Source organism: Geobacter psychrophilus, from assembly GCF_056821595.1.
Map to the genome: position 1 here is coordinate 3,117,080 of NZ_JBXDTU010000004.1, position 23,283 is coordinate 3,140,362.

Annotated in this window: 21 protein-coding genes; 19 read left to right on the forward strand and 2 right to left on the reverse strand. The window is 56.8% G+C overall.

The genetic code is table 11. The features are described from left to right. Positions 1 to 37: 37 nt before the first annotated feature. Both ACOCF6_RS16970 and ACOCF6_RS16975 read right to left on the reverse strand, forming a co-directional pair. A complete protein-coding gene (locus tag ACOCF6_RS16970; protein WP_482461512.1) occupies positions 38 to 625 on the reverse strand; it encodes an acyloxyacyl hydrolase in 588 nt (195 codons plus the stop codon). A gap of 49 nt (positions 626 to 674) precedes the next feature. Further along, positions 675 to 2,096 carry a B12-binding domain-containing radical SAM protein gene (locus ACOCF6_RS16975; protein WP_482461513.1) on the reverse strand — a complete coding sequence of 474 codons (1,422 nt, stop codon included), beginning with the start codon at positions 2,094 to 2,096 and terminating at the stop codon, positions 675 to 677. Positions 2,097 to 2,448: 352 nt separating this feature from the next. Here ACOCF6_RS16975 and ACOCF6_RS16980 point away from each other — a divergent pair, with 352 nt between their 5' ends. The 19 genes from ACOCF6_RS16980 to ACOCF6_RS17070 all read left to right on the forward strand — a co-directional run bounded on the left by ACOCF6_RS16980 (position 2,449) and on the right by ACOCF6_RS17070 (position 23,204). Then, the gene (locus ACOCF6_RS16980; RefSeq protein WP_482461514.1) at positions 2,449 to 3,039 is read left to right on the forward strand and encodes a flavodoxin family protein; all 591 of its coding nucleotides are present in this window, start codon (positions 2,449 to 2,451) and stop codon (positions 3,037 to 3,039) included. 41 nt (positions 3,040 to 3,080) lie between these two features. Continuing rightward, positions 3,081 to 3,902 (forward strand): polysaccharide deacetylase family protein, encoded by an 822-nt coding sequence (locus ACOCF6_RS16985; protein WP_482461515.1) that lies wholly within the window; start codon positions 3,081 to 3,083, stop codon positions 3,900 to 3,902. Continuing rightward, entirely contained in the window at positions 3,899 to 4,564 is a 666-nt protein-coding gene (locus ACOCF6_RS16990) for a glycosyltransferase family 2 protein (RefSeq protein ID WP_482461516.1), read from the forward strand. The genes ACOCF6_RS16985 and ACOCF6_RS16990 overlap by 4 nt, the downstream gene beginning before the upstream one ends. 15 nt (positions 4,565 to 4,579) lie before the next feature. Next, positions 4,580 to 5,959 carry a radical SAM/SPASM domain-containing protein gene (locus ACOCF6_RS16995; protein WP_482461517.1) on the forward strand — a complete coding sequence of 460 codons (1,380 nt, stop codon included), beginning with the start codon at positions 4,580 to 4,582 and terminating at the stop codon, positions 5,957 to 5,959. A gap of 52 nt (positions 5,960 to 6,011) precedes the next feature. Continuing rightward, a complete protein-coding gene (locus ACOCF6_RS17000) occupies positions 6,012 to 6,890 on the forward strand; it encodes a lysophospholipid acyltransferase family protein (RefSeq protein ID WP_482461518.1) in 879 nt (292 codons plus the stop codon). Between the two features lie 123 nt (positions 6,891 to 7,013). Next, positions 7,014 to 7,271 (forward strand): phosphopantetheine-binding protein, encoded by a 258-nt coding sequence (locus ACOCF6_RS17005; RefSeq protein WP_482461519.1) that lies wholly within the window; start codon positions 7,014 to 7,016, stop codon positions 7,269 to 7,271. Next, complete coding sequence (locus tag ACOCF6_RS17010; protein WP_482461520.1) at positions 7,268 to 8,554, forward strand: B12-binding domain-containing radical SAM protein; 1,287 nt, start codon at positions 7,268 to 7,270, stop codon at positions 8,552 to 8,554. The genes ACOCF6_RS17005 and ACOCF6_RS17010 overlap by 4 nt, the downstream gene beginning before the upstream one ends. After that, positions 8,551 to 9,387 (forward strand): ACP S-malonyltransferase, encoded by an 837-nt coding sequence (locus ACOCF6_RS17015; RefSeq protein ID WP_482461521.1) that lies wholly within the window; start codon positions 8,551 to 8,553, stop codon positions 9,385 to 9,387. The genes ACOCF6_RS17010 and ACOCF6_RS17015 overlap by 4 nt, the downstream gene beginning before the upstream one ends. Beyond that, the gene (locus ACOCF6_RS17020; protein ID WP_482461522.1) at positions 9,384 to 9,806 is read left to right on the forward strand and encodes an acyl-CoA thioesterase; all 423 of its coding nucleotides are present in this window, start codon (positions 9,384 to 9,386) and stop codon (positions 9,804 to 9,806) included. Before ACOCF6_RS17015 ends, ACOCF6_RS17020 begins: the two co-directional genes overlap by 4 nt. After that, complete coding sequence (locus tag ACOCF6_RS17025; RefSeq protein WP_482461523.1) at positions 9,803 to 11,185, forward strand: lipid biosynthesis B12-binding/radical SAM protein; 1,383 nt, start codon at positions 9,803 to 9,805, stop codon at positions 11,183 to 11,185. The genes ACOCF6_RS17020 and ACOCF6_RS17025 overlap by 4 nt, the downstream gene beginning before the upstream one ends. 181 nt (positions 11,186 to 11,366) lie before the next feature. After that, positions 11,367 to 12,107 (forward strand): 3-oxoacyl-ACP reductase FabG, encoded by a 741-nt coding sequence (gene fabG / locus ACOCF6_RS17030; protein ID WP_482461524.1) that lies wholly within the window; start codon positions 11,367 to 11,369, stop codon positions 12,105 to 12,107. Continuing rightward, positions 12,104 to 13,309: a beta-ketoacyl-[acyl-carrier-protein] synthase family protein gene (locus ACOCF6_RS17035; RefSeq protein ID WP_482461525.1), complete on the forward strand. Its 1,206-nt coding sequence runs from the start codon at positions 12,104 to 12,106 to the stop codon at positions 13,307 to 13,309. The genes fabG and ACOCF6_RS17035 overlap by 4 nt, the downstream gene beginning before the upstream one ends. Next, positions 13,306 to 14,349, forward strand: coding sequence for a beta-ketoacyl synthase N-terminal-like domain-containing protein (locus ACOCF6_RS17040; RefSeq protein ID WP_482461526.1), 1,044 nt, complete (start codon positions 13,306 to 13,308; stop codon positions 14,347 to 14,349). Before ACOCF6_RS17035 ends, ACOCF6_RS17040 begins: the two co-directional genes overlap by 4 nt. Beyond that, the gene (locus ACOCF6_RS17045; RefSeq protein WP_482461527.1) at positions 14,333 to 14,725 is read left to right on the forward strand and encodes a hotdog domain-containing protein; all 393 of its coding nucleotides are present in this window, start codon (positions 14,333 to 14,335) and stop codon (positions 14,723 to 14,725) included. The genes ACOCF6_RS17040 and ACOCF6_RS17045 overlap by 17 nt, the downstream gene beginning before the upstream one ends. Further along, complete coding sequence (locus tag ACOCF6_RS17050) at positions 14,722 to 15,345, forward strand: LolA family protein (protein ID WP_482461528.1); 624 nt, start codon at positions 14,722 to 14,724, stop codon at positions 15,343 to 15,345. Before ACOCF6_RS17045 ends, ACOCF6_RS17050 begins: the two co-directional genes overlap by 4 nt. Before the next feature lie 25 nt (positions 15,346 to 15,370). After that, positions 15,371 to 16,063 carry a lipoprotein insertase outer membrane protein LolB gene (locus ACOCF6_RS17055; RefSeq protein WP_482461529.1) on the forward strand — a complete coding sequence of 231 codons (693 nt, stop codon included), beginning with the start codon at positions 15,371 to 15,373 and terminating at the stop codon, positions 16,061 to 16,063. 6 nt (positions 16,064 to 16,069) lie between these two features. Next, the gene (locus ACOCF6_RS17060) at positions 16,070 to 18,616 is read left to right on the forward strand and encodes an MMPL family transporter (RefSeq protein ID WP_482461530.1); all 2,547 of its coding nucleotides are present in this window, start codon (positions 16,070 to 16,072) and stop codon (positions 18,614 to 18,616) included. 38 nt (positions 18,617 to 18,654) lie between these two features. Further along, positions 18,655 to 19,488, forward strand: coding sequence for a CvfB family protein (locus ACOCF6_RS17065; RefSeq protein WP_482461531.1), 834 nt, complete (start codon positions 18,655 to 18,657; stop codon positions 19,486 to 19,488). A 206-nt stretch (positions 19,489 to 19,694) separates the two neighbouring features. Beyond that, positions 19,695 to 23,204, forward strand: coding sequence for a PAS domain S-box protein (locus ACOCF6_RS17070; RefSeq protein ID WP_482461532.1), 3,510 nt, complete (start codon positions 19,695 to 19,697; stop codon positions 23,202 to 23,204). Positions 23,205 to 23,283: the final 79 nt, after the last annotated feature.

Here is a 23,283-nt window from a genome sequence, read left to right on the forward strand (position 1 = left end):
ACTATATCGAAATATTGTGCTGATACCACTGTCTTTCTCAGTAATACACCGATACACCCATCAGAATCTTGTTGGAGTTGATTGGTTCGTTGGGACTGGCGGTGCCGGCGTTGGAAATGTGATGATAGCGGTATTCCACATTCAGCGCGGTGTTCCGGTCTATGAAATATTGCAGTCCGGTGCCCCCCTGATAGCTGAAGCAGAGTTTCGTCCCCATGGTCGGCAGTCCCAGGTCCACGAACAACGGTCCGCCCCCGGCCAGCACATAGGGGGTCATGCCATCCAACGCAGTAAAGCGCCAGTGCCCGAGCATATATCCGCCCACCATGGAGCGTCCGCCATAATTAATTGCCATGTGGTAGGGCAGTTCCAACAGCAGTTCGTGTCGTCCCTGATACCAGCTCCCTTTTCCAACGTCCTCCGAGAGGAAAAAGCCAGCCCGGATAATCGCATCCAGGGTCTGTACCTGGTGCCGAGTTGTGCCAAAACCGACGAAGGAGCTGCCGTAGCCAGCCAGTAAGCCGAATTCACCTTTGGCGGTGGAAACCACGTTGTCGCCCCTGGCAGCAGGAGGAAAAAACAGTACGATGAGTGTGAAGATCAGGGGCAGGCTTATTCTTGACATAGGTGTGGTTCTCCGTGTTGAAACTTTATGGATAGAGTGTGTAATTAAATTACCATTTTTGCTTCATCTGAAAGGCAAGTATCTCCGGCAGATGGCTCAGAAATGAATAAAAACTGTGGGGTGATTTCCAGAGCATCCTGGCATAGCCTAGAGTGATGCGCGGGCGATGGTAGAACCGGCGGATGAATTCGTCATACAGACCATTGATCTGCTCCCTGGTCATTCCCTTTGGAACGAAGACGGTGTTGATGCAGTTCATCAGCTCCCAGTTCTCGTCAAATTCCCCGAATTCGCGGATGGTGCTGTAGACCGGGGCGCCGGGGAAGGGGGTGAACTTGGTGACGTTGATCTCGTCCAGCGGCAGCGACAGGGCATAGTCGATGGTGCGGCGGATGGCGGCCTCATCCTCACCCGGCAGGCCAACCATGAACAGCCCTTTGACCCGCATGCCGGCTTTTTTAACCATCAACAGTTTCTGTCCCACCTCATCCAGTCTGTAAAACTTGCGATGCTGCTTCAAAATCTCCGGGTCACCCGACTCGATGCCGAAGTTGACCTGCCAGCAGCCGGAACCCTTCAGTAATGCCAACAGTTCTGCGTCCACATGCTCCAGGCGGGCGATGCAGTTGTATTTGACCCTGATCCCCTTTTTCGCCTTCAGTTCGCAGAACTCTGCTACCCGTTTGCGATCAAAGGTGAACAGGTCATCGTAAAAGAACACATGGCGGATGCCGTAATCCCGGTTCAGCATGGCCACATGCTCCAGGATGTATTCCGGTGAATTGAAGCGGAAGCCGCGGGAGAAGACCGAGCGGTCGCAATAGGAGCAGGCATAAGGGCAGCCGCGGCTGGAGATGATGCTGGTGTTGGGGGATTTGGCGTAGCTGAAGAGCGGCAGCCGGTAGAGCCGGGGAAAATCGGGCAGCAGGTGGTAGGCCGGGAAGGGGAGGCTGTCCAGGTCCGTGATCAGCTCCCGCTGCCCGGAGCAGACCCCCTTGCCGTCGTTACTGCGATGGGCAATGCCGGGAATCTGTTCCACGTTGCAAAACCCGGCGCGGGCCAGGTCCAGCATGGTATTTTCCCCTTCACCGATTACCAGGTAATCCAGGGCCGGATAGGAGTCCAGCAAAGGCGCGCCAATCGTACAGGCGTGGGCCCCTCCGAGAACGGTGGTTATCTGCGGAGCCTTTTCCTTCAGTAATGTGGCGATGCGGTTTGTTTCGGGAAACGACGAAGTGGTGCAGGAAAAGCCGACTGCACTGCAGCCGGATGCGATAATTTTGGCGACCATCACTGCGTGGGATTCCCGACTGGCATACCCGTCGATAATCTCCACATCAATGCCATGCTTTTCCAGCCAGGCCGCGATGCTCAAAATCCCCAAGGGCGGCATCAGGTTGAAGATGGTGGTGATGTCATTCACACCCTTGATGAAGTTACTGCCATAGGGGTGAAGAAATACTATTTTCACTCGAATACTCCGCTTGGAACAGGTTTTCTCTGGTTCACACTGTTTCCGGCTGCCGCGTGAATACCTATACCACAGAGTCGAGGGAAAAGCAGTTGCGTAAATCCGATCTCTATCGGAAAAACATTTGACAATGCTTATTGATTACGTCAGTGGTAGATAATCTCACGGAAGTATGTACCGGTTTTATTCTCTTAACAATCACCCGGGGGGGCATGCTCACCGGTTGTGGGCTTTTTCCCGAGGTTCCCGCTCACGCTCTTCAGATGATAGACTGCAGGCCGCAGCAATGTAACGGCTGATGTCATTATAAAATTTCGGCGTAATTTACTGAATTATCCTTTACGGAGTTGTTGTGATTACAATTTTGAATCTTTCTCCCCGGAAAAACGGAATCAATGATATCCTTTGCCAGCAATTGTGCGACGGTTTAGACAGTAACGACAAGAAGTACCACTATATAAAGCTCAGAGACATGAAGATCAAGCAATGCAGCAATTGCCGTGTGTGCATGAAAGCTCCTGAAGAGACACTTGGTGAATGTTATCTTTCAGATGATATGGACAATCTGTTACAATCAGTACTGATATCAGAAAAACTTATCGTCTCATCACCGGTCAATTGTTACGATCTCCCTTCAATAATGCGGATCATGCTGGAACGGATGGGTGTTTTCTGTTACTGGTCTGATAATATGTACTCACCGAAAATCAGGCCGATCAAAAAGAAAATTAAAGGCATGTTGATTACAACCAGCGCATTGCCCGGGCTGTTGGTACCCGTATTGACAAATGTAAGAAAAACGTTTCGCCTGTTCGCCAAGCCGATAGGTGTACAAAATATTGAATATTTTCATATAGGGTTAAAAGGAAGAAGGGTGGATTTGAATTTTACTGATAAAGATCGAAAACTTTGCAATAAAATTGTAGACAAATTATCATGCTGAATCCGTATGCACAATCTATTGGCTGCTGCGAAGAATAGCTGATGCACGTATGCCAAAATATCTTGACGGTTGATGTAGAGGATTGGTATCACGTATGCGGAACCGGCGGGGTATCGGCAGTGCATTCCGGTGACACATCGCGGTTGAACGGTAATATTGAGAAAATACTGGCACTGCTGTCAGAGTACAATCAAAAGGGGACATTTTTTATACTCGGTTCTGTCGCGGAATCGGACCCATCCCTGGCGCCAATGATTGCTGCAGCCGGTCATGAGATCGCATCCCATGGGTATTCCCACACCCTGGTGAGCCAATTGTCTCCTGATCAGTTCCGGGATGAAATCAAACGCACTGACAGCCTCCTGCTTGAACAGACCGGCCAAAAGCCGGTAGGGTTCCGGGCTCCGCAATGGTCTCTGTCCGAAAAGCAGCCATGGACTTTTCAAATCCTGAAGGAAGAGGGGTACCTGTATGACTCCAGTCTCAATCCGCTTCCGTTTGTCGGCAACCGGAACGGCAGCCGGACCCCCTTTGTTATGAACGAACGTGCTGGAGAAATCACCGAATATCCACCGATGGTGACTCCAACGATTCTGGGAAATCTGCCGACAGGTGGCGGCTGGGGATTCAGATTTTTCCCTTTGACCATGATCACAAAAACCATTGATACGTTGAACAGCTTGCAGCAGCCGGCCGTTCTGTATCTTCATCCTCGTGAAATTGATCCGGATGGTCCCCGGCTGGAATTGCCATTGCTGAAGAGTTTTGTTGCCTACGGAACACGAAGGGATGCTGCTCCACGATTAAAAGCGCTTCTGAGTCATTATCGCTTTACCACCCTCAAGGAACTAGCAATCAATTGACTACTCCCTGCATTTTGATCCCTGCATATAATGCAGAAAAAACCATTCTGGCCGTGGTTCAGGAGTGTCTGGGGCATGGCCTGCCGGTGGTGGTTGTGGATGACGGCTCTTATGATGATACGTCCGGCCGGATATCGGAATTGCCGGTGTCGCTGCTCCGCCATGAACACAATCGTGGCAAGGGCGCTGCCCTGAAAACCGGATTTGCCTGGGCGATTGCTGCCGGTTGTGATGGTGTGGTCACGGTTGATGCCGACGGCCAGCATGACGTTTCAGCTATTCCAAAGCTGGTCGCTTCTGCGCAAAGCGGGGGCTGGGGAATCCTGATTGCGTCCCGGCACTCCCAGTTCGAACAGATGGCCGGTCTCAGGAAATTCTGGAACCGGGTGGGTGTCTGGTGTATCTGGAAGCGGACCGGTTTTGAGATTACTGACAGTCAGTCCGGTTTCAGGTACTATGACTGTGAGGTATTGAAAAAGGTATCACTGCAGTCGAATGGCTACGCTCTGGAGATGGAGATCTTCCTCAAGGCCTGGAAGTGTGGTTTTACGGTCGGTTCTCTCCCGATTGAAGCACGGGTAGCCGATGGTCGCTCAACCAGCCACTATCGGCCGTTCAAGGATACGGTCAACATCAGTATGACATTTTTACGCAATATGTGACGAGGCATCTACAGCATGATTAACACCCTCAAAACCTACACCAGAGAGAAAGTGCTTTCCTATCTCCTGAACATGGCGACCAATTCATCGGATGAAACCCTGATCAAGATGACCCATCTGATGGAAATGATCCCCAAGAAGGACTACTACAAAGAACGCATCCGCTGGATCAGGGGTCTGGTCCGTGACAAACACCCCAGCATCGAGTTTCCACGGCGGATTCTGCGTGACCTGCACCCCAACCAGCGTGACAAATGGATCAGCAACCTGGCCATCAATCACCTGCTGAACGGGACAAACAAGCGTAAGGAATGGGCCGATCTCAACGGCTTCTACCCCCCTTCAACGGTGGTGATCAGCCCCACCATGAAGTGCGACCTTAAATGCTACGGCTGTTATGCCGGTGACTACGGCAAGTCGCTGGAACTCTCCCTGGAAGAGCTGGATTCGGTGCTGCTGCAGATGAAAGAGATGGGCATCTACTTTGCCGTTATCTCCGGCGGTGAACCCTTTTACATGCAGGGCATCTTTGACATATTCAGGAAGCACAGCGACATGGCCTTTCTGGTCTTCACCCACGGCGGCCTGATCGACGAGGCCATGGTTGAGAAACTGACCGAGGTGGGCAATGTCATGCCGTCCTTCTCCCTGGAAGGGTATGAGCCGGAAACCGACGAACGCCGCGGCGCGGGGCATTTCAAGAAAGTCATGCGGGCCATGGATCTGCTGCGCGAAGGGGGGCTCTCCTTCTGCGGCTCCTTCACTCATTCCAGCAAAAACTCACACATCATCACCAATCCTGAGTATATAAACATGCTGCTGGCCAAGGGGGTCTTTGCCCTGTGGCTGTTCTCCTACGTCCCGGTCGGGAGAAAGCCGGATACCGGGCTGATGCCCACCCCGGAACAGCGGGATGGTCTGCGCCGCAGCGTGGCCGGGTTCCGTGACAGCAAGCCGATGCTCTTCATCGATTTCTGGAATGACGGTCCGATCGTTTCCGGTTGTCTGGCCGGTGGGAGAAAATATTTTCATATCAATGCCAACGGCGATATCGAACCGTGTGTCTTCTGCCATGTAGCCGTTGACAATATCCGGCGCACAACCCTGCGGGATGCGTTGGCATCACCGTTTTTCAGAAAGATCAGGGAAAAGCAGGGCGGGCATGACAACCTGCTGCGGCCCTGTATGCTGATTGACCATCCCGATGTCGGGCGTGAAATTTTTCAGTCGGAAGGTGCCTATGCCACTCACGATGGTGCGGACGAGATCTTTACTGCGCTTTCTGACCAGATGGATCAATACTCTGATGCCTATGCGGAGATAGCCGATACGGTCTGGGAAGAAGAGTTCAAGGATCATCCGCGAAAGTCCAAGAAAACCGGAAGCAAGAAATGACGTTCCTGGTACAGGCACCATATTCATCACCAGTTGCTGACGAGACAGCACGTTGACATTTTACAGCAGCCTCAACCTGTTCTTGATCAAGCTGTTCACCATCCTGGTGCCGCGCCGGCTGTTCCCCCCCTTCACCTTTTTCTGGGGCGGTCTGTTTTACCTGTTGCTGACCGGTACCCGGCGGGCTGTGCGTTCCAACCTGCGGGTTGTTACCGGCAGGAACCGTGTGGAACCGCTGGTGTTTTCAGCCTTTCGCATGTTTGCGCACAACTGGTGCGATGTGATGCTGATGATGCGGCTCAGGGGTGAAAAACTCCAGGCCCTGATCGGGCAGCGCAGCAGCAGTGCACCCCTGGATCAGGCGCTGGCGGCCGGTACCGGCGCAATTCTGGTGTCGCCTCATCTTGGCAACTGGGAACTGGGCGGGTTGGGTCTGGCCGACCTGGGGTACACGGTCAATGTGCTGACCTTCCGTGAGCCGGATGAAAAAGTGAATGACCTGCGTGAGGAGGTCCGGCAGGAGCGTGGCATCCGCTTCATCTACGTCGACCGGCATGATGCGTCGCCGTTGGCGATCATCGAGGCGGTCAATGCCCTGCGGCGCAACGAGGTGCTGGCGCTGCTGGGCGATCGTGACGGCTCATCCCACACAATCAGGCTGGATTTTTTCGGCATTCCTACTGATATCCCGGTCGGGCCGGCCTATCTGGCACTTGCCAGCGGCGCGCCGGTTATCCCGGTATTTGTTCCCATGGAAAACGGGAAATATTCAACCCTGATGGATGAGGCGATCTACTTCAGGGGCGGGCACGGTCAGCATGGCGAGGCTATCCGCAGCGGTATGCAGTGTCTGGTGACGGTTTTTGAACGCTATATCCGGCGGTATCCCGACCAGTGGTATAATTTTTATAATTTTTGGGGTTCTGAATAAGATATGAATATGCAGCGATAAAAGCGCACAGTATTAATGAAGGTCGGCTCAAACATTGACAATATTCCGGCGCATGGAAACAAGAATACAGATACGTAGTTACTTTACAATGAGGTGTAGAAGATGTCCGAAGAGTTGATTCCGAAGGTTAAGCAGTTGATCATCGATAGCCTGCGTATCGAGGGCATGACGCCCGACGAGATCGAGAACGATGCCCCCTTGTTCGGCGAAGGGCTGGGGTTGGACTCCATCGATGCCCTGCAGCTGGTGGTGGCCATGGAGAAGGAATTCGGCGTAGTAGTCCCTGATGCTGCTACCGGCAGCACGGTCTTTGCCTCGGTGCGCAGCATGGCTGCCTATATCGGTGAACACCGCAAATGAAAGTACTATTGATCTCCCCCGGCTGGCCCAAGGGGAGGTTGTGGGGCGAACTGGCCTTCAAGTTTCCCTCGCTTTCTCTGGCTGCGATTGCCGCTGTTACCCCACCGGAATGGGATGTGGCATTGTGTGATGACAGTATTGAGCAGATAAACTTCGACACGGATGCAGACCTGATCGCGCTGACCGCCATGACCCCCCAGGCACCGCGCGCCTATGAAATCGCCGCCGCTTTTAAAAGCCTCGGCAAGACCGTGGTCATGGGCGGTTTTCACGCCAGCAACCTGCCGGATGAGGCGCTGACAAACGTTGATGCGGTGGTCGTGGGAGAGGGGGAGGTCGTCTGGCCCCGGCTGCTGGCGGATTTTTGCGCCGGCACACTCCAGCGGACCTACAAGCCGGATACGATGATCAGCATGGCCGATATTCCGGTTGCCCGCCGCGATATTTTCAAAGGCAAGGACTATCTGCTGACCAATACCATCCAGACCACCCGTGGCTGCCCCTTTGACTGTGAATTCTGCTCGGTAACCGCCTTTTACGGGCGCAACTACCGCAAACGCCCGGTGGAGCAGGTGCTGGCCGAGCTGCAGGGCCTGAAGAAATCCAATGCCTTCGTCTTTTTTGTGGATGACAATATCGTGGCTGACCGCAAGTATTCCCTGCCGCTTTTCCAGGGGATGAAGGGCATGGGCTTCAAGTGGCTCTCCCATGCGCCGATCGATTTCGCCGCTGACCGCGAACTGATGCGGGCCGCCGGGGAGTCCGGCTGCCTGGGAATGTTCGTCGGCTTTGAATCGCTCAGCCAGGATACGCTGGCCGCTATGGGCAAGGTCACCAACCGGGCCCAGTCCTTCATGTCGGACGCCCAGGCCTTCCGTGACAACGGGATCGGCATCCTCGGCTCCTTTGTGCTCGGCAATGACGGCGATACCCCCGAGATCTTCCCGAAACTGCTCCGTTTCTGCGAGGATGCGCGTCTCGAAGCGGCCATTTTCCCGCTCTTAACCCCCTATCCCGGCACCGCTGTCCGGCGCCGGCTGGAAGCGGAAGGTCGCATCATCTCCAGCAGCTGGAGCGACTATGACATGGAACACATCAACTTCCAGCCCAGGGGCATGACGATACAGCAGCTGCAGGAAGGCTACGACTGGCTCAACAGCTCGTTTTACTCCTTCCCTTCCATGTATCGCCGGCTCTTTAAGCTGCACCGTTCGGTACAGGTCTTCGGACCGATGAACCTCGGTTTCCGGGCTGCCATCCGGCGCAAGAGGAGCGGGGCATGATCTGCTGGATGTTTCCGGGCCAGCCGATAGCCTTTGCAGATATGCCGCGCGACGATGCGGACTTTCAGGACATCGCCCGGCTCTGCCGGGATACATCCGGTTTTACTCCACTGGATGATGGCACAGCCGTTTCGGGACTCAGTGAGAGTGTCCGGCTGCAGCTCTTCGGCACCTGCGTCAGCCTGTATCGCAGCAACCAGCTGACGGAGCAGGGAGTCGTGCCGGACCTGATTGCCGAACACAGCATGGGCATCTATCCCGCACTGGCGGCAGCCGGATCGATTGATCGTGCCACCGCCCTGGCCCTGACCGGCCGGATCGGTGTTGCCATGGCGCAGATGGGCCGGCAGAGGGCATATGCCCTGGGAAGCGTCATCGGGTTGCCGCTGGAAGCGCTGGAAACAATTGCGGCGGGCAACGGTGTTCATATTGCCAACCACAACACCTCGCGCCATTTTCTGCTGGCCGGTGAGCACATGCGGGTGGAGGTGGCGCTGCGTGAGGCCGAGGCCGCCGGCGCTTTTTCCGTGCGTGCCTTTCCCTGTGATGCCCCGCTCCACACACCACTGATTGCGGAGATAGCCCCAGAGCTGCAGCGGATTGTGGCGGACTACAACTACGGTGAACCCCGCATACCAATTATCGAGCACATCGGACAAACACCCCTGACAGGCGCCCAAATTGCCGGTTTTCTGGTGGATGAACTGCATCGCCCGGTGTATTGGGGGGCGACCTACCGTTATCTCCATTCCCGGGGGGTGACGCGTTTCCAGGAGCTGGGAGTCGGCTCGGCGCTCGCCAAATTCAACCGCTGGATCGATAGTGAACAATGAAATATCACGAAACGAAAATTCGCGTCCGATTCAATGAAATCGATGCCTACCGGGTGGCCTGGCACGGCCATTACGTGGCCTGGCTGGAGATCGGCCGCAACGCATTGGCCGGCGAGTTCGAGCTGGATGCCTTCCAGCTGGCGGCCGCCGGTTATCTGGGGCCGGTTATCAGCCTTGATCTGAAATATCTGCGCCCGGCCCGCTTTAACGAAGAACTTACGATCAAAACCTCCCTGCGGCGCACCGCCACCGCCACCCTGGAATTTGTCACCATCATCGCCGGACCTGACGGTGCCAAGGTGGCCAGCGGTACCACGACCCATGCCTTGACCGATCTGGATGGCGTGCTCCAGTTCCAGCTCCCGAGTGTGCTCGAAGAGCGCATCAGTCGGATGCTGGCCTGGCTGGAGGTGCCGTGAAGCTGCTGCTGATCTCTGCCAACCGTGAGCGCGATCCCTATCCGGTCTTCCCGATCGGGCTGGCCTGTCTGGCCGGACCGCTGGCAGCTGCCGGTCATGAACTGAGCGTGCTCGACCTCTGTTTCGAATCCGATCCCGCACTGGCCGTTACCTCTGCACTGGCCGAATTTTTGCCCGATGCCGTTATCATTTCCCTGCGCAACCTGGACAACGTTACCTGGCCGGGCACGCGCAGCTACCTGGAAGGATTGGGGGACATCGTCGCCCTGTGCCATGGCCGGGTCGTGACGATTATCGGCGGCTCCGGATTCTCACTGATGCCGGTCGAGATCCTGGCCGCGGTCGGCGCCGATTACGGTGTGGCAGGGGAGGGGGAAGAGGTCCTGCCCCAGCTGCTGTCCTGTATCGAATCGGGTGCTGATGCCTCAGCCCTGCCGGGAGTGGTCGTGTCGGGAGCGTCATCTTTTCTGCCGCCCCGCCTGATTTCCCGAATCTATACGCCGGAGCGCGCCCTGTTCAATGTGACCCGTTATCACAGCGAAGGGGGCATGGCCAACGTCCAGACCAAACGCGGCTGTCCCTTCGGCTGTGTCTACTGCACCTACCCGCTGCTGGAGGGGCGCTGCATGCGCCTGCGTCCGATCGTGGAGATCATCGCCGAGATCCGTACCCTGGTGGTTGATTTTGGCGTTTCCTACCTGTACTTTGTTGACGACATCTTTAACTATCCTCCCGAATTTGCAGCTCAACTGTGTCAGGCCATGAAGGCGGCCAAGCTGCCGGTCAACTGGTCGGCCTTTATCAACCCTGATTTCATCACAGCCGGGTTGATGGACGACATGCTGGCGGCGGGCTGTGATGCTGTGGAGTTCGGCACGGATTCGGGATCACCGCAGATGCTGAAAAACCTGCGCAAATCATTCACCGTTGAGGACCTGCGGAGGGCTTCCCGGCTTTGCACAGAGTTGGGAATGGATTTTGCCCACTATATGCTGTTCGGCGGGCCGGGGGAAACGCGGGAAACGATCCTGGAAAGCTTCGCCCTGATGGACGAGTTGGAGCCGACAGCGGTCATCGCCATGACCGGTATCCGCATTTATCCGCATACCGACCTGCATCGCTGTGCTGTTGACGACGGCATCATGCAGGAGTCTGCTTCACTTCTGGAGCCGGTGTTCTACATTTCACCGCAGATCCGGGACGGTTTTGCCGACCTGATTACCACGGAGGCCATGAAGCGCAGGAACTGGATTGCACCCGGCCTGGAGATCAATGCCAGTTCCGCCATGCTGGACGCGATCCGCATGTTCAAGGTCAAGGGGCCGCTCTGGAAGATGATCAAACGGCTCGGACGAAGCCACCACCGGCCGCTCAGCTGACCCCTGCAGCGATCCGGCACCTGCCGGCTGCGGCTCAATTCGCCACACACTGGACTTTTTACGGTGTGACCAGTATAGTGATCTTTGAATTATGTATCAGTACGCTGAAGATATTCCCGGGTGTTTGACGGATTTTATTTTGTAACTGTACGTATCCATGTGTATCAGGGTTAGGGTGATTATGGAGTTCAGGGATTCAACAGTAGTTGTCACCGGCGGGACCAGGGGTATCGGCAGGGCCATTTCCCTGGCATTTGCCCGTGCCGGCGCCACAGTATTCGCCGCCTATCTGGCCAATGACGGAGCAGCACAGGCTTTGACCAACGAGGCTGACGGACTGCCGGGAACCATTACCCTGTTCAAGGCCGATGTGTCTACCTCCGCGGGCGCGACTGGATTGATCAACTCCGCCGCGGCACAGTCAGGGCGTATTGATGTACTGGTAAACAACGCCGGCATTGTCAGGGACTGCTATCTGGCCATGATGTCGGACGATGACTGGGAGGCGGTTATCCGCTCAAATATCAATCCGCTGTTTCACTGCTGCAAATGGGGGCTGCGCAAGATGATGGGGCGCCGCTCCGGCAGCATTATCAACATCTCCTCCATCTCCGCTCTGATCGGAACCCAGGGGCAGACTAACTACGCCGCCTCCAAGGGGGCTGTCATCAGTTTTACAAAGTCGCTGGCCCGCGAAGCCGGTCCGATGGGTATCCGGGTCAACGCCGTCGTGGCCGGGATGATTGCGACCGACATGACCGCGGCCCTGAAGCAGGACGTGGTGGAGCAGGTTGTCAGCAGATCGGCACTGGGCAGGATCGGTACAGCAGAGGAAATTGCGGCCGTTGTCCTGTTTCTGGCGTCGGAGCAGGCCTCGTATATCACGGGGCAATCCATAATCGTTGATGGCGGTATCGTATGAGCAGAAAACGCGTTGTTATCACCGGCCTGGGGATGTTCTGCGGGGTCGGAAAGAACATAGCAGAATTCAGCGAGGCGCTCTGCACAGGCAGAAGCGGCATACAGCCGTTGGACCTGTTTGATGTCTCGCCCTTTGCGTCAAAAATAGGTTCCCAGATCAAGGGCTATGATCCGCTTGATTATTTCGATGCCCGCACAGCCCGCAAATTGTCCCGCACCGATCAGTTCGGTGTGATTGCCGCCGGCGAGGCGCTGCGCGACAGCGGCGCTGGAGAGTGCTATTCCCCGTACGAGATGGGCGTTTCCATGGGCGGGGGCGCTGCCGGCATGTTCCAGGGAGAAATCTGGCTGAAGGCACATCTGGATGGTCTGGATGAGCACCCATCACTTTTGCGCGGCATCCTGCCGGATCAGACCTCGACGGATATTGCCCGGACCTACAATCTGTGCGGCTATCAGGGTACGGTCACGACCGCCTGTTCCTCCTCCGCAACCGCCATCGGCTGGGCTGCCGATCTGGTGGCCTGCGGACACCAAAAACTGGTAGTGGCAGGCGGCGCCGATACGTTGTCCATGCTGACCTTTGCCGGCTTCAATTCACTGCGGGTGGTCGATCCCCAGCCGTGTGCCCCGTTCAGTCTTGGCCGTCAGGGCATCTCCCTGGGTGAGGGGGCGGCTTTCGTGGTACTGGAGCGCGAGGAGGATGCCCGGGCGCGGGGCGCCAGGATTTACGGCGCTGTGCTGGGCTATTCCCTGGCGGGTGAAGCCTACCACATGACGGCACCCGAGCCGGGCGGAGCGGCGGCGGCGCGGGTCATGCGCGAGGCCCTGGAACGCTCTGCTGTGGATGTGTCGCAGGTGGGCTGGGTCAATGCACATGGTACTGGAACCCCGCTCAACGATGTGGTCGAATCGAATGCCATGAAACTGGTCTTTGGCGAGCGGGCTCCCCGGGTTCCGCTCATATCCACCAAAGGGATGACCGGGCACTGCCTGGGGGCGGCCGGGGCGATCGAAGCCGTTGCAACGGTGATTGCACTTAATCGGAAGATGCTTCCCCAGACGCTCAACTATCGTGGCCGGGACCCGGAGTGTGATCTGGAGTACTGCCATGCCGGCAGCCGTCCCACCGATTGCACGATTGCCATGTCCAATTCCTTTGCCTTTGGCGGCAATGTCACTTCTCTGGTGCTGTCACTATGAATACTCCCATCTCGGAAATCGTTGTTACCGGTTACGCCGCCATATCCGCTGCCGGAATAGGTGTTGGCGCCATTCAGGAACTTATGCGCACCGGCGGCGACGCCCTTACGGCCATGCCGACTGAAGTGCTCGGAAGGGACGGCTATCGCTGGGGGAAGGTGGATGGTTTCAAGGCCTCCGATTTCATGCCGCCGATGAAGGCCCGCAAGATGGACCGCTGCAGCCAGTTTGCAGTAGCCATGGCCGGTCTGGCGATGAAGGATGCCGGCCTTGATCTGAAATTGCTGCAGCCGGAACGGGTCGGCATAGCTCTCGGCAGCGGCTTTTGCGGCGTCTCCACCTCCGCCGAATTTCTGGATGGATATTTTTCGGGCGGTGTCGAGGGATTGATCCCGATGATATTTCCCAACACCGTCCCCAATTCCCCGGCCAGTAACGCCTCCATCGAACATGGCATCAAAGGGCCCAATGTCACACTGGTGCAGCGCTTCTGCTCGGCGGAATCGGCCTTCATGCTGGCCTGCCGCTTTATTGAGGAAGGGCGGGCCGATGTCATGCTGACCGGCGGATCTGATGAAATGATACCGCTGATCATCAAGGGCATCAATGCCCTGGGCCAGATGACCCGCACCTCCGTACCGTTCGGCGAAGGATGCGGTGTTATCGTGCTGGAGAGTGCGGCCCATGCCGCCCGGCGCAAGGCAGCGGTCAAAGCCCGTGTTGAAGCCATTGCAACCATCGGAATGCTGGCCCCCGGATTTGAACGGGAAGGGCTCGACCTGTTGACCGCCTCCGCAGGCAGCTGTTCCCACGTCTCGCTCTCCGGAACGGCCACTGACATGCCGGTGCTTCTGGAGCGGTTTACCGGCTGTACCATGATCGATACCGGGAGTGTTACCGGTCGTTCGCTGGCCATGGGAGGCACCGCCATGGCTGCTTTGCTGTCCTTCCTCCAGCCCGGCCGGTCCGGTCTGCACCTGGTTGCCTCGCCCGATGGTCCCTACTTCTCTATCCGGTTCAGTGGTGGCCCTTCTGTTTAATCCCGATCCGGCCTCATATCTGCCGCACCGCTACCCTTTTCTGCTGCTTGACCGGATTATCGAGCTGGAAGCGGGCGTACGCGGAGTTGCGCGGAGCGGCGTCACCGCGACCACCGGCTTTCCCCAGATCCTGATGATCGAATGTGTGGCCCAGTTGTCCGGCATAGTTGTTGCCCAGACAGAGGGGGAGGGCGGTTTTCTGGCTTCCATCGATCATGCCGAATTTTCCGGTTCCCCGGCTGTCGGGGATCTCCTGACAATCTCGGCCCGGGTTATCAAATCGTTCGGCCGGCTGTTCATGGTTGAAGGGAGTGTTGTCAGCGGAACCGACCGGCTCCTGACCGTGCAGCTGACCCTGGGGGTGGGTAAGCTATGATGTCCAAGGCGAATGTTCACATATTCATTTTGTTGCTGCTGGCGCTGCTGCTGAACAGCTCTCCCTGCCAGGCCCGCAGCATCTCCCCGGTTGACGGGCTGGAGGCCCTGCGCCGCTGCTTTGCCGGCATTTCCGACTTTACGGCCGACATTACCCAGGAAAAACGGCTCACGCTGATGAAACGGACCATGGTGATGAGCGGCTCGCTGCGCTTTAAAAAGCCCGATCTGTTTTTTATGGAGATAAACCCGCCCTTCAGCAGCCGCATGCTGCTGCACGACAGCGTCATCGAACAGAGCGCCGGCAAAGACCGGACACCCACCAGAATCGTGCTTCCACCGGAGCAGGGGTTGAAACAGTGGTTTTCCAAGCTGGCTTCACCGGTCACGTCCAAGCCGGACGGCGTGGATGTGCAGGCCGATTTGACCAATTCCGTTTATACCCTGACGATCGCCTCGCAGGGCAAGGGGCAGGTCAAGGATATTTCCATCGTTTTCCTGGCGGACGGCACCATCAGACGGCTTGTCATCAGCGAGCAGAACGGCGACAAGTCCACCATGACCCTGAAAAAGGTACGGCGCAATGTCGGCCTGAGCGAGCGGGATTTCCGACTTGACTAGATTAGCTGTTACGAAAGATCACTCTATGCCGTTGTATCGATTCTTAAAACTCCTGCTGCCGCTTCTGCTGCTCTCCGCCTGCGCTACAATAGCAACACCACCCCTGGACTACCGTCCGGGCGCTGTCGTGGAAACGCTTTCCTCGGCTGTTTCCCTCTCGATCCATTCCACGGACAGCAGTATGGCGGGGAGCGGCTATATGGTCTTTCGTCGCCCCGATCAACTCCATCTGGTGGTGCTGTCACCTTTCGGAACGACCATGATGGAGGCCTATGCCCTGGGAGACCGCATTACGCTGGTCTACCCGTCAAAGTCTGTGGCCTATGTGGGCAGTTTCGACGAACTGCCTGTCAAGGGCGGTCTTCAGGGGTGGAGCATGATGCGCTGGGTGATGGATGCCGACCCCAGGGATGCTGATCATTTGAGCGGGATAGTGGAACGCACCAGTAAACTGGGTTTTACCGAAAAGGTAACCTACGAGCATGGACTGATCACGGCCAAGGAATCCCCGGCCGGCGATCATGTCTATTACGGCAGGTATGCCCTGGTCAATGGTGTCCCGCTTGCGACGGAACTCGATATCCGCAATGGCCGCGACGACCGTATCCGCATGGTGCTGGATGAGCCGGAGGTCAACACACCGCTTGAAGACGCCGTGTTCGCACCCCGTCTTGACGGCCTGACGGTCCTGCCGCTTTCCGCCATCCAGGGGCTGTAGAGCCCCATGCCCCGGACCCTGTTCTCCAAACTGACATCCCAGTTCAATTCCCTCACCCGCCGCCACCTGGAGTGGGTCTTCCTGGTCACCACCACCAGACCCCGCGCCGTACTGGGTGCCTTTCTCCTGGCGCTGCTGCTCTCGGTCGCCGTGATCTGCACCACCCGTTTCGATGCCGATATCTTTCAGCTCTTCCCGGCGCGCCAGCCGGCCTTGAAACTCCTGCTCGACTCACTGCAGTGGAGCGGCAGCGCCAATGAGGCCTATTTCCTGCTGGAAGGGGAGAAACAGGTGCTGCCCGGCGAAGCGGAGCGTTTTGCCGAGCGGCTGCGTACGGCACAGGTGAATGGACAACCGGCCTTCCGGCGCATCACCTGGCGGGTCTTCGATGATAACGAGGCCGCTGCCTTCAACGCCTTTATCGCCTATGCCGTAACCCGTCCCCAACTGTTTATCGGCCCGTCGGATGTCCCCGGACTGCTGCAGCGCTTTGCACCGGCAGTGATGGACGATTCCCTGCGCCGACTCCAGGGGGATCTGGCCGGTCAGTTTGGCGGCGCCATGAGCGGACTGGCCAGTGCCGATCCGCTCTACCTGCGTGACCTGATCCTGCCGCGGCTCAAGGCTGGCAGCCAGGCGCTCGACCTGGACCCGACATCGCCCTACTTTCTGTCGCGGGACGGCAAGGTGCTGATCATGATCGCCGAACCGGCTCGACCAATACAGGACATGGTCTTCGCCCGGGCACTGGTGACCACCATCAACCAGGCCCGTGCCGGGTCGAAGGTGGCAATCTCCTGCGCCGGTGCCCATATCAGCGCTGTGTTGGACGAGGCGGCCATGAAGTCCAATATCCTGGCCTGCATCCTCTCTTCGCTGGCGGTGGTGCTGGCGATCTTCTATGGGGTCTACCGCCGAATGCTCCCCACGCTGCTCCTGCCGCTGATCATCGCCGTCGGGGTGGTTTTGGCGCTGGGGACCGCCGGACTGATGCTCCCTTCGATTCACATCATCTCCTTTGCCTTCATGGCCCTGATCATCGGCCTGGGAACCGATTACTCGATCCACCTCTACGACCGCTTTCACAGCGAGCGAGCGGCCGGCAACGGAACGGATGATGCGTTGCGTCTGGCTGTGGTCGATACCGGTCACAGCCTCTTTACCGCTGCCACCACCACGGCCATGCCCTTCTTCGCACTGATGGTGTCCGATGTGCGCGCCTTGTACGAGCTGGGACTGCTGGTCGGGCTGGGGGTGGTCTTCTCACTGTATGCCACCTTTTTCTTTCTGCCTCCTCTGCTGGTCTATATGGAACGTCGCTTTCCCGCAGAATACCGGCCAATCCCGGGCCTGGGCATGGGTGCGGTCTGGCGACTGACCGGCAGGTTTCCCCGTGCGGTGGTCGGTCTCTCCATCCTAGCAATCTGTCTTATGGCTGCGGCCTCTACGCGAACCTTCTTTGACGGTGATCTGAAAAATCTTCAGCCGCAAAATTCAGAGGCCTTTCTGGCCCAGGGCAAGATCGAACTCCACCTGAGCCTGGCGCCTAAACAGATGCTGGTGGCGGTGGAGGGGCCGGAATTGACCGGGGTCCTGCGGCGTGCAGCAAAAGTCGAAGGGCTGGCCCGAAATTGGCTGAGCAGAGGCGCTATCAGCAGTTGGTCATCTCTGGGACAGATCATCAATAACCGGGACAGCCAGCTTGAAATTATCCGCGCGGTCTCCAATACGTCAGGCAGCGGACTGCCGGTTGGCGAATTGAATGCCGCGCTGATCAGGCAGGGCTTTGAAACGGGGCCGTTTCAGCCGTTTATCTCCGCAATCTCTGCCGGCACGGCTCAGACTCCGGTACCGGAAGAGGAGGCCATTGTCCGGCTCAAGGCCTCACCGCTGCGAGGTGTGGCGGACCGCCATCTGGTCAGGGATGCGAGTGGGTACCATGCGCTGGTGTACCTGTACTACCAGAATACCGGCTTCGATCAGGCCCTGTTTCTGCGGGAGCTGACCGGCATCGATCCGCTGGCTCGGGTTACCAGTGTGGATCTGGTCAGTTCACAGCTGGCTGCTTCGGTCAGGAAAAGCTTCCAGTGGGGCTTCCTGGTAGGCGGTCTGCTCGTGTTGTTCCTGCTGCTGGCCCATTTCAAATCACCCAGTGGTATTTTCTACTCCATGTTCCCGGTGGTTGCCGGTTCGCTGGCCATGCTGGGTGTCATGGCGCTGTGCGGGATGGGACTCAATTTCATGAACGCCATGGTGCTGGTGACGATCATCGGCATGGGGAGTGACTACGGCCTGCACATTCGGCACCGACTCATTGCGGATGATCAGCAGGAACGGGAGGGGCGTTTCATTCAGGCCGGCCGAGCGGTACTGTTGTCGGCGCTTACCACTATTGCCGGTTTTGGCTCCCTGGCACTTGCTGACTATCCCGCCCTGGCATCCATCGGCTGGGCCACCAATTTCGGGGTCGGATTCACGGTCCTGTTTGCGCTCCTCACATTGCCGGCTGTGATCGTGCTGCTTGCAAGGCGCAACGGCTCAACAGCCAGCTAGCTATTATTTCATCAAACCTGGAAAGAACGAGATACCCCATGCTCCTTATTGGTAACTACAATCAGTTGAAAATCGCCAGAATCAACGCTTCGGGCGCATTGCTATCGTCAGACGAAGGCGAAATCCTGCTCCCCGGGAAGCTGGTACCCAAGGGGGCCGAGCCGGGCAGCCTGCTGAATGTGTTCATCTATGTTGATTCGGAGGATCGTCTGACGGCCACGACCAGGAAGCCCCGGGCGGTGGTGGGTGATTTTGCCATGTTGAAGGTCAAGGACAACGTGACCGTCGGCACCTTCCTGGATTGGGGTCTGGAAAAGGACCTGCTGCTGCCATTTGGTGAACAGACGGTTCCGCTGCGCAGGGGCGAAGATGTGCTGGTGCGCGTCTATCTGCACAGCAGCGGCCGGATTGCCGCTTCAACCAAACTGGAGAAATTCCTTCTGCCGGTGGATTTTTCCCTGGCCGAAGGTGACATGGTAGAGCTGCTGGTCTATGCCCTCAGCGATCTGGGTGCCAAGGTTGTGATCAACAATGCCTTTGGCGGTCTGCTGTTCCGCACTGAATTTTTGATCGAGCCGGCCTGTGGCGAGCGGCTGCAGGGCTATGTGAAAAAGATCCGCGAGGATGGCAAGATCGACGTTACGTTGCGAATGGGCGGTCTCCGTGAGGCTGCCAATGACCGTGAGGTGATCCTGGATGCCCTCAAAGCCCATAACGGTATACTTCCCCTGAACGACAAAAGCTCGCCGGAAGCGATCGCCACTGTGCTGCGTCTGAGCAAGAAGAGTTTCAAAAAAGCGATTGGCGGTTTGTACAAGGAGGGGCTGATCGACATGACCACCGAGGGTATCAGGCTGCGCGCCCGAGTTTGACCGTGGGGCAGGGGCGCGGCTGCCGGGATACCCTTCACGATTTATTTCCTTCCACGACATCATCTCGTACAGATATTTTCTGCAAATCCGTCCAACTCCCTGGCTTTCTTGCATCAGAATGTGAAGTTGCGCTGTACAACTGCATTTATTTGGAATTTCCGGAATGCTGTGGTACGTATTGGGTCAGTTAGTCTCTGGAGGGATAGATGACCCAGCCACCGTCACGATACCGGAAAGCAAGCATCAAGACCAAGGTAACCCTTACCGTACTGGTGACCGTCTCGCTGCTGATGATGGCCCTGTCTTGGAATATCTACTTTTACGTACACAGCATGATGAGCAGGAACATCATGGCCCAGCAGTCCACATTGGTGACCGAAATTGCCGACCAGCTCAACGGCAGAATCGAGCTGGCCCGTCATCAACTGATGCTTGCGGCCACAGACATTAACAGCCAGTCCCTGACAGACGCAAATAAACTTCAGCATATCCTTACCCAGTCCAGCCCGATCCAGATGATTTTTGACGCCGGCCTCCTGGTTATCGGGCGAGACGGGCGGGTCATTACCGAAAGCATGGGTTTTCCGGAGCTGGTCGGTGTGGATCTGCGTTTCCGTGATTACGTGAGTGAGCCGCTGCGAACCGGCAAACCCTTCATATCGGCCCCATTCCGCCTGAGCATACCGCCCCACACACCCCTGGTCGCCATGGTCGTGCCGGTCAGGGATAACAGTGACCGTATCATCTGTCTGCTGGCAGGCTACCATACTCTCGGAACAGACCAGTTCCTGACCAGTCTGTCAGCCAAGCGCTTCGGCTCCGGCGGATATCTGTACCTCCTTCACGGCCGCACCATTATGATGCACCCGGACAGCGCCAGGATCATGGAGACGATCCCGCCAGGAAAAAACCTGGGGATTGATAAGGCGCTCCAGGGCTTCGAGGGCTCCCTGGATAATGTCAACTCCAAGGGGCAGCATATGTTGAGCGCCTTCAAGCAGGTCGGCCAGACTGGCTGGATTCTGGCCGCCAATATTCCCCACGATGAAGCATTCAAGCCTCTGAATCAGCTGGCCGTCAATGCTGCCATCATTTCTGCTGTCGGTATCCTGGTCTCTCTGGGCATCGTCTGGCTGGTAACCCGCCGTCTTACCAAACCGATTCTGCACCTGATACAGCATATTGATGGAGCTGCGACCGCCGGTGACGAGTGGACTCCTCTGGCGGTGAGGACCGGCGATGAGATCGAGCGTCTGGCAACCACCTTCAATACCATGATGACCGAGGTTCGGACCGCCAGGCAGGCCCTGGCGGATGAAAAGGATTTTTTTAGCGGGATCATACAACATACCGCTGCCCCGCTGTTTGTCATCAACCGTGACCACACCATCCTGTTCTGGAATAACGCTCTGGCCAAACTAACCGGCAAGAGCTCGTCCCAGATGATACATACCAAACAGCAGTGGTCGGCGTTTTATGCTTCAAATCGTTCCTGCCTGGCAGATCTTGTTATCGACCGTAACATCAAGGTTATGGCGGAATTTTATTCCAATTCTGAAAAATCCATGTTTGCGGACGGCGCCTACCAGGCTGAGGGATGGTTTGACGATATCGGGGGACAGAGGCGTTATCTGTTCTTCGAGGCTGCTCCCATCTTGAACAGTCGCAATGAGATCGTGGCTGCGGTTGAAACCCTGGAGGACATCACCGAGCGCAAACTGGCCCAGGAGGCGATGGCCAGCCACAATCTCTTTCTGCAGGAAATTCTGGATGCGATACCTACACCGGTATTCTACAAGGATACAACTGGTGCCTATATCGGCTGCAACAAGTCGTTCCAGGCCTTTGTCGGTCGTACGCTCGCGGATGTGGTCGGCAAAACCATTGCTGACATCATGCCCGATCTGTATGCAGAAAAAACAGAGCAGCATGATCAGGAGGTCATCAAGGAAAGGAGTGCATTCAGCTATGAAGGTGAGCTGATGCGCTATGACGGCCAGGAGCGCACGGTGCTGATGAGCAAAGCGCCGTTTTTTACGGGCAGCGGTGAACTGGCCGGCATCGTCGGCGCCTATGTAGATATCACCGAACAGCGCCAGATGGATGAGCAGATCCGTAAAATGTCGCGGGCGCTTGAACAGAGCCCGGCTACCATTGTCATTACGAATCTTGTTGGCGACATCGAATATGTGAACCCGAAATTCTGCCAGACCACCGGATACACCGCCGAGGAAGCTATCGGCCGGAACCCGCGCGTACTCAAGTCGGGTGAGATGCCATCCGATGGGTATGCCGAAATGTGGCAGACCATCTCCTCCGGAAAAGAATGGCGCGGTGAATTTCACAACAAACGCAAGGACGGCACACTCTTCTGGGAATATGCCTCTATCTCGCCGCTGTTCGACAAGGGCGGCCGCATTACCGGCTATCTGGCGATCAAGGAGGACATTACCGGGCGTAAGGCGGTTGAGGCCGAGCTAGCTGAGAGCCGCCTGGAGCTTGAGGCCAAGCATGTCGAACTGGAGCAGCTCTTCGATCAGGTGGCACATGCCAAGCGGGAATGGGAGCAGACCCTTGACCATCTGCGTGATTTCGTCATCCTGACCGATGCCGGACACCGCATCCGGCGCTACAACAAGCTGCTGTCCGATATTACCGGCAAGCCGATCAACGAGCTGGTCGGTGCAGACTGGCAGGAGCTGATTAGCAAGGCCGGGTTTCAATTTGTCACCTTCAACGGCAGCAGCGGTGAAATTTTTCACAAGCCGTCGCAACGTTCCTACGATATCACCATCTATCCCATTGAAGACCAAGGGGTGGTGACCGGCCATGTGGTCTCGATCAACGATACAACCGACCTGCGTGCCACCACGCAAGAACTGGAAAAGGCCTACGCAGAACTGAAGGAGGCCCAACTGCAGATCTTCCAGCAGGAGAAGATGGCCTCCATCGGACAGCTGGCGGCCGGGGTGGCACACGAGATCAACAACCCGATGGGCTTTATCTCCAGCAATCTGGGTACGCTGAACAAATACATCGATCGTTTGGCCGAATTCATCGCTGCCGGTGATCAGTCGCTGGCAGTGTGCGCCGGGAGCGGGGAGGCCGAGAAACTGAAAGATCTCAGGAAGCGGCTTAAAGTTGACTTTATAATGGAAGATGCCCGCCAGTTGATCAACGAGAGTCAGGATGGCGCCGGTCGGGTGCGCCGCATCGTACAGGACCTGAAGAGCTTCTCCCGGGTCGATCAGGCGGAGTGCGCCCTGGTAGATCTGAATGAATCTCTGGAAACCACCATCAACATCGCCTGGAACGAAATCAAGTATGTTGCCACCCTCAACCGGGAGTTCGGTGACATCCCGGACATACTCTGCTACCCCCAGCAGCTTAACCAGGTCTTTCTCAATCTGCTGGTGAATGCCGCCCATGCCATAGGAGAGAATCAGGGTACTATCACAATCCGCACCTGGGGTGAGGGTGATGATGTGTTTGTGTCGGTGTCAGACTCCGGCTGCGGCATCCCGGAAGAGATCCGGCAGCGCATTTTCGAGCCGTTTTTTACCACCAAGGAGGTCGGCAAGGGCACCGGGCTGGGGCTTTCCATCAGCTACGATATCATCCGCAAGCATGGCGGAGAGATACAGGTGGAAAGTGAAGTCAACAGAGGTACCACCTTTATTGTCAGGCTGCCGGTACACGGATCGCAGCCGGAATAACCTCCAACGCCCTAAAAACGGTGCCTGACTTGGACTTTCCCCAAGCTGTGATATACTCCAATATCTTTGTGGTGAATTC